Genomic DNA, 7,891 nt, shown 5'->3' with positions numbered 1-7,891 from the left:
TACTTCCGGACGACGGACGTGACGGGGATCATCCGCCTGAAGGAAGGCGTCGAGATGATCATGCCGGGCGACAACGCCGAGCTGGACGTGGAGCTGATCACGCCGATCGCAATGGACCAGGGCCTTCGGTTCGCCATCCGCGAGGGTGGCCGGACGGTGGGCGCCGGGGTGGTCTCGAAGATCGTCGAGTAGATCCTCGCCCATCCCCCGGCCCCGGCCGGGATCCAACAGGGGCCGCGGAGGAAACTCCGCGGCCCTTTCTCGTGGATGCGGTCCCTTGGATCAGCGGACCTGGCGAACCGAGCTGATTGCTTCGGCCAGACCGAAGCGGTGCAGGTCCGGCGTATCGCGGACGAAGACCTGGCAGCGACCCCTGAAGTTGGAGTCGGCGCAAACCTCCCAGGCGCCGCCGCCGACGATCCGCAGGCTGTGGGCCTTGTCGTTGAATTGCCGCGGCAGGTTCGTGTACTCCGAGCGTGTCTCGAAGGCCGGGCCGTTGAAGTTGACGCTTGGGTACATCAGCAGCGCCGAAGGCCGGAAGCCGCCGCCCCAGTTCGGCGGGGGAGGGGGATATCCGGGGTATCCGCCGCCGGGTCCGTCCACAGGCCGCAGCGAACTGACGGCGAAGCCGAGACCATAGCGCCTGAGGTCAGCGACATCCCTGTCGAGAACCTGGCAATTGCCCCTGAAATTGGCGTCGGAGCAGACTTCCCAGGGCGTCCGCCCCGAGAGGCGCAGGCTGAGGGCCTTGTCGTTGAAGTAGGCGGGCAGGTTCGAATACTCCCGGGAGGTCTCGAAGGTCTGTCCCGTAAAGTTCAGGCCCGTGAAGAGGGTGGCCTCTCCAGATCCGTAGGGCGGACGCCCGCCGCCGCCGGGGTTCCAGCCCCCGCCACCGCCTCTGCACTCGAGGCGTCCGTCGATATTGGTCAGATAGCCGCAGTTTCCGACCCGGATGCTGGTGCTGTTCCAGCGGCCGTTCCGGTCCCTGCATTGGGCAGTTACCACGGCGTTGGGACCGAAGCCGAGTGTCGAGACGTTCCGGCAACTTTCCCAGTAGTCTCCGGAAGGCGGCGGCGCCCCGCGCTCCTGGGCCCGGGCCGAGTCCGCTGGGCCGCCCAGGGCGAAGGCAAGGGCAGCGATGGCGATGACGCCGGAGAGGCGGGGCATGGTTTGGTCTCCCTCTTGTGCGGGGCCTTGCGCCACGCTTGGGCGCATCCTTTATCGGGTCCGTGACGGACGCAAGACCGTGCGCCCCTTGCTCCCCCGGGGCCGCGCTGCTAAACGAGCCGGCTCCGGCAGGCCGGCCTCGAAAGGGGCCGGTTTCCGGTCGCGCCCGCGCCTTTCGGGGCCGGGACGTAGGAGTGTAGCTCAGCTGGTAGAGCATCGGTCTCCAAAACCGAGGGCCGGGGGTTCGAGTCCCTCCACTCCTGCCACGCGCTGACTATCTGAGGGTTTGCGGTCCGTCTGTTCGGATCGGTCTGGAAAGAGTTTCGGGAACGACCATGGCCAGGAAGCAGGGCTCGAAGCCCCGGGCGATCAAGGAGAGGGCGGCGCGCACTGCTGCGGCTGTTTCGCCCTCGTCCGCCCTGGCGTCAGGCGGGGCGCCGAAGAAGCGCGCGGGTCCCCTTCAGTTTCTCAGGGAGGTGCGCGCCGAGGGCAGGAAGATCACCTGGACCACCGCGAGGGAGACCTGGATCACCTCGGTGTTCGTGGGAATCATGGTTGTGGTCGCCGCCCTCTTCCTGCAGCTCGTGGACCTGTTCCTGGGCTGGAGCCTGTCGCTAATCCTGAACTTCGCCAACGGGGGTTGAGTCCGACATGAACGCCGAAGCACCCGTTGCGGCCAACCCGCTCCACAAGTGGTACATCGTCCACGCCTACTCGAACTTCGAGAAGAAGGTGGCCGAGGCGATCCGTGAGCAGTCCCGCGCCCAGGGGCTGGAGGACAAGTTCTCCGATATCCTTGTGCCGACCGAGGACGTGGTCGAGGTCCGTCGCGGCCGGAAGGTCAATGCCGAACGGAAGTTTTTCCCGGGCTACGTCCTGGTGAAGATGGAGCTGACGGACGAGGCCTATCACCTCATCAAGAACACCCCGAAGGTCACCGGCTTCCTGGGCAGCCAGAACAAGCCGCAGCCGGTCTCCGAGCGTGAGGTCGCCCGGATCATCGGCGCCATCGAAGAGGGCGTGGAGCGGCCGAAGCCGACCATCACCTTCGAGATCGGCGAGACCGTGCGGGTCACGGACGGCCCCTTCGCGAGCTTCAACGGCTCGGTAGAGCAGGTCGACGAGGATCGCGCCCGCCTGCGCGTGACGGTGTCCATCTTCGGACGCGCCACGCCGGTGGAGCTCGAATACGGCCAGGTCGAGAAAGTCGCCTGACCGGCAACCGTCCCCGGGCTCCGGGCCGGGGACTTCAAATCCGTGGGAGGGGAGGCCAGTCTGACCCCGCACCACGGCTCAACAGACCGGAAGTCCGGTCAAAGAGGAGAAGATGGCCAAGAAGATTCTGGGCTACATCAAGCTGCAGGTGCCCGCGGGCGCCGCCACCCCTTCGCCGCCCATCGGGCCGGCACTGGGCCAGCGCGGCGTCAACATCATGGGCTTCTGCAAGGAGTTCAACGCCCGCACCGAGAAGGAAGTCAAAGGCACGCCCCTGCCGACGGTGATCACCGTCTACCAGGACAAGTCCTTCACCTTCATCACCAAGACGCCCCCGGCGACCCACTTCATCAAGGAGGCCCTGGGCCTGAAGTCGGGGTCCAAGCTGCCCGGACGTGATGTCGCCGGCAAGATTTCCCGCGCCCAGCTGCGGGACATCGCGGAGAAGAAGATGAAGGACCTGAACGCCATCGACCTTGAGGCGGCGTCCCGCATCATCGAGGGCTCCGCCCGCTCGATGGGCCTTGAGATCGTGGAGGGCTGACGCATGACCCGGCAAACCAAGCGCATCAAGGCCTGGACCGGCGACCGCCTCGCCGCCCATCCCGTCGACGCCGCCATCCGGCTCGTCAAGGAAAACGCCAAGGCCAAGTTCGACGAATCCATCGAGATCGCCGTCAACCTGGGCGTGGATCCGCGCCACGCCGACCAGCAGGTCCGCGGCGTCGTCAACCTGCCCTCGGGCACCGGCCGCGACGTTCGCGTCGCCGTCATCGCCCGCGACGCCAAGGCCGATGAGGCCAAGGCCGCCGGCGCCGAGATCGTCGGCGCCGAGGAGCTCGTGGAGCGCATCCAGGGCGGCTTCATGGAGTTCGACCGGGTGATCGCCACCCCGGACATGATGGCCCTGGTCGGTCGTCTGGGTAAGGTGCTGGGCCCCCGCGGCCTGATGCCGAACCCGCGCGTCGGCACCGTGACCCCGAACGTCGGCCAGGCCGTGAAGGACGCCAAGGGCGGCGCCATCGAGTTCCGCACCGAGAAGACGGGCATCATCCACGCCGGCATCGGCAAGGCCAGCTTCACCGACGAGCAGATCGCCGCCAATGTGCGCGCCCTGGTCGACGCCCTGAACCGGGCCAAGCCTTCCGGCGCCAAGGGCACCTACATCAAGAAGATCAGCCTCTCCTCGACGATGGGGCCGGGTTTCCGCATCGATACCGGTTCGATCAACGCCTGAGGCTGGCCCCGCTTCGTCGGGACTTCCCGGAGGGGGCGGCGCCGCAGGGCCCCGCCCCCTTTTGCCGTCTGCGCCCATCTGGCGCTTGACCCCCGCGCCGGTCCGGGGTTCCTGACGCCTCGCACCGTTTGCCGAGGGAGAGCCCCATGAGACGCGCCGCCATCGTCAGCCCGATCCGCACCGCCGTGGGCAAGTTCCAGGGCAGCCTGGCCAGCCTGACCGCCGGTGAGCTGGGCGCCGTCATTCTCCGGGCCCTGATGGAGCGGACCGGCGTCGATCCTGGCCGGGTGGACGACGTGATCTTCGCCCAGGGCTATGGCAACGGAGAGGCGCCCTGCATCGCGCGCTGGTCCGCCCTCGCGGCCGACTTCCCGATCTCCGTGCCCGGCTACCAGCTCGACCGTCGCTGCGGCTCCGGCCTGCAGGCGGTGATCGACGCGGCGATGATGGTTCAGACGGGCGTGGCCGACGTGGTCATCGCCGGCGGCGTCGAGAGCATGAGCAATGTGGAGTACTATTCCCTCGACATGCGCGGCGGCGCCCGCGCCGGCTCGGTGACGATGCATGATCGCCTCGCCCGCGGCCGGGTGATGAGCCAGCCCATCGAGCGCTTCGGCGTCATCTCCGGCATGATCGAGACCGCCGACAACCTGGCTCGTGACTACCAGATCAGCCGCGAGGAGTGCGACGAGTACGCCGCCATGAGCCACCAGCGCGCGGCTGCAGCCTGGGCAGCCGGCAAGTTCGACGACGAGCTGGTGCCCGTGCCCGTGAAGCAGAAGAAGGGCGATCCGATCCTGTTCGCCAAGGACGAGGGCGTTCGGCCGGACGCGACGCCGGAGTCCCTGTCCCAGCTGCGGCCCATCGAGAAAGGCGGCGTGGTCACCGCCGGCAACGCCAGCCAGCAGAACGACGCCGCCGCCGCCTGCCTGGTGGTGGCCGAGGACAAGCTGGCCGAGCTGAACCTTGATCCCATGGGCTGGTTCGTGAGCTGGGCGGCTGCGGGCTGCGATCCCTCGCGCATGGGCATTGGCCCGGTGCCCGCCGTGGAACGACTTTTCGCGCGCACCGGAATGTCCTGGGATGATATCGACCTGGTCGAGCTGAACGAGGCCTTTGCGCCCCAGGTCCTGGCCGTCCTGCGCGGATGGGGCTGGGATGATCGTGATCGGCTGAACGTCAATGGCTCGGGAATCTCGCTGGGCCACCCGATCGGCGCCACGGGCGGCCGGATTCTCGCCAACCTCCTGCGCGAGCTGGATCGCCGGAAGGGTCGCTACGGCCTGGAGACCATGTGCATCGGCGGCGGGCAGGGGATTGCGGCCGTCTTCGAGCGCCCCTGAGGCCCCCTCCGGCCTTGCCATGCAGCGGCGCTTCGTGTAGCGACCGCGCCTTCTAGAGTTTCGCCCCTCCTTCGGGAGGCGGCGGGTTCGGGGGTCCGCCCCCGATCCTGTCCAAGAACTGCGGGGTCCCGGGGTCGCCGGGTCCGTAATCGCCGGGGGAGCCCCTCCGGTATCGCGGGGAGACGGGAAGATGAGGATGACCGGCCGGCGGCTCGCCGCGGACCGGCGCCGCGGCTTCTCACACGGACAGGTCGTCCAGGGGTCCTTTCGGGCCTAAGGACGCGCGTACGGCTTCGGGAATGGTCCCGTAGCCGGTTCCGAGACTGGAGACCGCAATGGACCGCGCTCAAAAGCAGGTCGCCATCGAAACGCTCAAGGGCGATTTCGCAGGCGCCGGCGCCGTGGTCGTGACCCACAACCTGGGTCTGACCGTTGCGGAAATGACGGAACTTCGCGGACGCCTCCGCAAGGAAGGCGCCCACTTCAAGGTGGTCAAAAACACCCTGGCCCAGAAGGCTCTGGCCGGATCCCTCGGCGAGGCGGGCGACGCCCTCTTTGCAGGACCCGTGGCCATCGCCTTTGCGCCGGACCCGGTGACCGCCGCCAAGGTGGCCAGCCAGTTCGCGAAGGAAAACGACAAGCTCGCCATTCGCGGCGGGTTCATGGGCGACACCGTTCTGGACGCCGCTGGCGTGGGGGCCCTGGCCACCCTGCCGTCGCTGGACCAGCTTCGCGGCAAGCTCATCGGCCTCCTGCAGGCGCCCGCGACCAAGGTCGCCGGCGTGCTCCAGGCTCCCGCAGGCCAGCTGGCCCGCGTCATGGGCGCTTATGCGGCCAAGGACGCGGCCTGACCGTCACTTCCCGACATTCCCTCATCCCCTGATCCCAAGGAAACCAAACCATGTCCAAGCTTGAAAAGCTGGTTGAAGACCTCTCCGCCCTGACCGTCCTGGAAGCTGCCGAGCTGTCCAAGCTGCTCGAAGACAAGTGGGGCGTCTCTGCAGCCGCTCCCGTGGCCGTCGCCGCTGTCGCCGCTCCCGGCGCTGCTCCGGCCGAGGCCGTCGAAGAGCAGACCGAGTTCACCGTCGTTCTGACCGCCGGCGGCGACAAGAAGATCAACGTCATCAAGGAAGTCCGCGGCGTCCGGCCGGACCTTGGCCTGAAGGAAGCCAAGGACCTGGTGGAAGGCGCGCCCCAGAACGTGGTCGAGAACGTCTCCAAGCAGCAGGCCGAAGAGGTCAAGAAGAAGCTCGAGGAAGCCGGCGCCACCGTCCAGATCAAGTAATCCGGACGGCGCGACATCCGCGTCTCTTCAGGCGGGCCCGGGGATCACCCCGGGCCCGTTTTGCTTCGGATCCGGCGTGTGGTGGATCGGAGCCAGCGCGGCCCTGGGAGCCTCCACCTGAACCGTCCTTCCCGTCTCTCCCTGATCCCCATCCGCTCGGCGGTTGTCGGTGGACACGGGACGGACTGGCTAAACAATGAGCGACCCCGGGCTCCTCGGCGCCAACGGTTCAGCCGGGTTGACATTCGGAAGTGAGAACGGGAGGATCATCAGAAACAATTAAATCGAGGTAGAACATTGAAAACTATTCTCGTTAATGCCGCAATTCCTACCAATTCGTGGAGCCCGTTCAATTCCCGAACCAGCTTTGAGACAATTGGCGGCAAAGATCAAACAACTGATAAATTCAGCATGTACCAAGTCGCCGTATGGGGCGATGAAGGAAAGATAACTCTATACAAGATTCCAAACGATTATAGTACATCAAAGTATTCAGATGTTTCTAAACAGGTCGAATATAGAGAATCATTTGCACTAATATCGTATAATGTTTCCGCAAGTTATGGGACCTTAGATTATAGTGCCGCTCTCAAGGGCGCTCTGATTGGTTTTTTTGAGAAAATAAACTCTCTAGAGAAGGCGGATACTTACGGTTTTGCTTTTCAAGGTCACGGCGGCGGGACCTCAATGTTCGAGGGCGCTCTCAAGGTCGACGATGCGAGAGGCTTTCTGTCCGGGGTGCGCGACGTTATCGGCAAGAATCTGGATTTCCTGGACTATTCCTCAAACTGCACCGTCGCCTCATTCGCCTTTCTCGACAGCTACGCAGACCTTGTCTCCAACGTCCTCGCTACTGACATCCTCGCAGGAGGTTATCTGCCGGGCGGGAGTAGCGAGTCCTATGTCTTGGACTCCATACTCGCCACGCCCCGTTACAATTTCAGCAACATCTGGAGTAATGCGGGGTCGCTGTCCGGTGGTCTCAGCGCAACCCTCGAATATTTCGAGAAATCCTGGAACTATGCAGGTAAAGCGAACCTGACTGGCCACGATCAGGCGGCCTATGTCTTCAATAGCGCAAACTTCGTCGCCTTCTCAAAGGCGCTCTCGGAGTCAATTGCGGCCCAGAATCTGAGCAACCTGCAGTTGGGCGGGGGCGCCGAGGCCTGGAATACGCTCTTCTCGAGGCTCTCGAACGGCGCTGAACTTAAGCAGCTCTTCCAGGCCATCTTCGCAGATAAGGCCACCACGTTCCAGGTTACAGGGGGCGCGGCCTCGAGCGGCCTTCTCTCACTAGGAGCCAACGTGACGACGCCGCTCCAGGCACGGATCCAGCAGCCGATGATCGGGACAGGCCTTGGAGACGATCTCTCGGGAGATCAGCGCGACAATGTTCTGCTCGGACTGGAGGGGGATGACCGTCTGTCGGGTGGCTCCGGCAATGACGATGTGAAAGGTTATGTCGGCTCGGATTCTCTTTCGGGCGACGCGGGGAACGACACTGTCAGCGGCGGGGCTGGCGCTGACAGTCTTGCGGGCGGTGAGGGAGACGACCGTCTGCTGGGCGGCGACGACAACGATTCGATCTCGGATAGCGACGGGAAGAACTTCGTCAGGGGCGAGGGCGGCGACGACCGGATATCG

Annotated in this window: 9 protein-coding genes, 1 tRNA gene and 1 pseudogene; 10 read left to right on the top strand and 1 reads right to left on the bottom strand. The window is 65.3% G+C overall.

Annotated elements, in window-relative coordinates:
* Nucleotides 1-192 (top strand): annotated as a pseudogene (tuf, locus tag INE98_RS02615) (elongation factor Tu); the annotation flags it as partial.
* A 90-nt stretch (nt 193-282) separates the two neighbouring features.
* Here the strand turns inward: tuf and INE98_RS02610 are convergent.
* Nucleotides 283-1,167 carry a beta/gamma crystallin-related protein gene (locus INE98_RS02610; RefSeq protein WP_293536319.1) on the bottom strand — a complete coding sequence of 295 codons (885 nt, stop codon included), beginning with the start codon at nt 1,165-1,167 and terminating at the stop codon, nt 283-285.
* 190 nt (nt 1,168-1,357) lie between these two features.
* Here INE98_RS02610 and INE98_RS02605 point away from each other — a divergent pair.
* From INE98_RS02605 to INE98_RS02565, 9 genes are all read left to right on the top strand, one after another.
* Nucleotides 1,358-1,433: transfer RNA gene (locus INE98_RS02605), tRNA-Trp, on the top strand.
* Between the two features lie 69 nt (nt 1,434-1,502).
* Nucleotides 1,503-1,811, top strand: a complete 309-nt coding sequence (gene secE, locus INE98_RS02600; protein ID WP_293536318.1) for a preprotein translocase subunit SecE — start codon at nt 1,503-1,505, stop codon at nt 1,809-1,811.
* 7 nt (nt 1,812-1,818) lie between these two features.
* Nucleotides 1,819-2,382: a transcription termination/antitermination protein NusG gene (gene nusG, locus INE98_RS02595; RefSeq protein ID WP_293536316.1), complete on the top strand. Its 564-nt coding sequence runs from the start codon at nt 1,819-1,821 to the stop codon at nt 2,380-2,382.
* A 112-nt stretch (nt 2,383-2,494) separates the two neighbouring features.
* A complete protein-coding gene (gene rplK / locus INE98_RS02590; protein WP_293536314.1) occupies nt 2,495-2,926 on the top strand; it encodes a 50S ribosomal protein L11 in 432 nt (143 codons plus the stop codon).
* A 3-nt stretch (nt 2,927-2,929) separates the two neighbouring features.
* Complete coding sequence (gene rplA, locus INE98_RS02585; protein WP_293536312.1) at nt 2,930-3,619, top strand: 50S ribosomal protein L1; 690 nt, start codon at nt 2,930-2,932, stop codon at nt 3,617-3,619.
* Between the two features lie 146 nt (nt 3,620-3,765).
* Nucleotides 3,766-4,962, top strand: a complete 1,197-nt coding sequence (locus INE98_RS02580) for an acetyl-CoA C-acetyltransferase (RefSeq protein ID WP_293536311.1) — start codon at nt 3,766-3,768, stop codon at nt 4,960-4,962.
* A 335-nt stretch (nt 4,963-5,297) separates the two neighbouring features.
* A complete protein-coding gene (rplJ, locus tag INE98_RS02575; protein ID WP_293536309.1) occupies nt 5,298-5,813 on the top strand; it encodes a 50S ribosomal protein L10 in 516 nt (171 codons plus the stop codon).
* A 50-nt stretch (nt 5,814-5,863) separates the two neighbouring features.
* Complete coding sequence (gene rplL, locus INE98_RS02570; RefSeq protein WP_293536307.1) at nt 5,864-6,247, top strand: 50S ribosomal protein L7/L12; 384 nt, start codon at nt 5,864-5,866, stop codon at nt 6,245-6,247.
* 411 nt (nt 6,248-6,658) lie between these two features.
* On the top strand, nt 6,659-7,891 hold a 1,233-nt coding region (locus tag INE98_RS02565; protein WP_367120159.1), incomplete at its 3' end, for a calcium-binding protein.

Source organism: Phenylobacterium sp., from assembly GCF_020253645.1.
Taxonomy (GTDB): Bacteria; Pseudomonadota; Alphaproteobacteria; order Caulobacterales; family Caulobacteraceae; genus Phenylobacterium.
This window is presented reverse-complemented; position numbering and strand designations above follow the sequence as displayed.

What these genes read in the sequence shown, in the direction of transcription:
- INE98_RS02610 (WP_293536319.1), bottom strand. Translation starts at nt 1,167, where the DNA reads ATGCCCCGCCTCTCCGGCGTCATCGCCATCGCTGCCCTTGCCTTCGCC.
- secE (WP_293536318.1), top strand. Translation starts at nt 1,503, where the DNA reads ATGGCCAGGAAGCAGGGCTCGAAGCCCCGGGCGATCAAGGAGAGGGCG.
- nusG (WP_293536316.1), top strand. Translation starts at nt 1,819, where the DNA reads ATGAACGCCGAAGCACCCGTTGCGGCCAACCCGCTCCACAAGTGGTAC.
- rplK (WP_293536314.1), top strand. Translation starts at nt 2,495, where the DNA reads ATGGCCAAGAAGATTCTGGGCTACATCAAGCTGCAGGTGCCCGCGGGC.
- rplA (WP_293536312.1), top strand. Translation starts at nt 2,930, where the DNA reads ATGACCCGGCAAACCAAGCGCATCAAGGCCTGGACCGGCGACCGCCTC.
- INE98_RS02580 (WP_293536311.1), top strand. Translation starts at nt 3,766, where the DNA reads ATGAGACGCGCCGCCATCGTCAGCCCGATCCGCACCGCCGTGGGCAAG.
- rplJ (WP_293536309.1), top strand. Translation starts at nt 5,298, where the DNA reads ATGGACCGCGCTCAAAAGCAGGTCGCCATCGAAACGCTCAAGGGCGAT.
- rplL (WP_293536307.1), top strand. Translation starts at nt 5,864, where the DNA reads ATGTCCAAGCTTGAAAAGCTGGTTGAAGACCTCTCCGCCCTGACCGTC.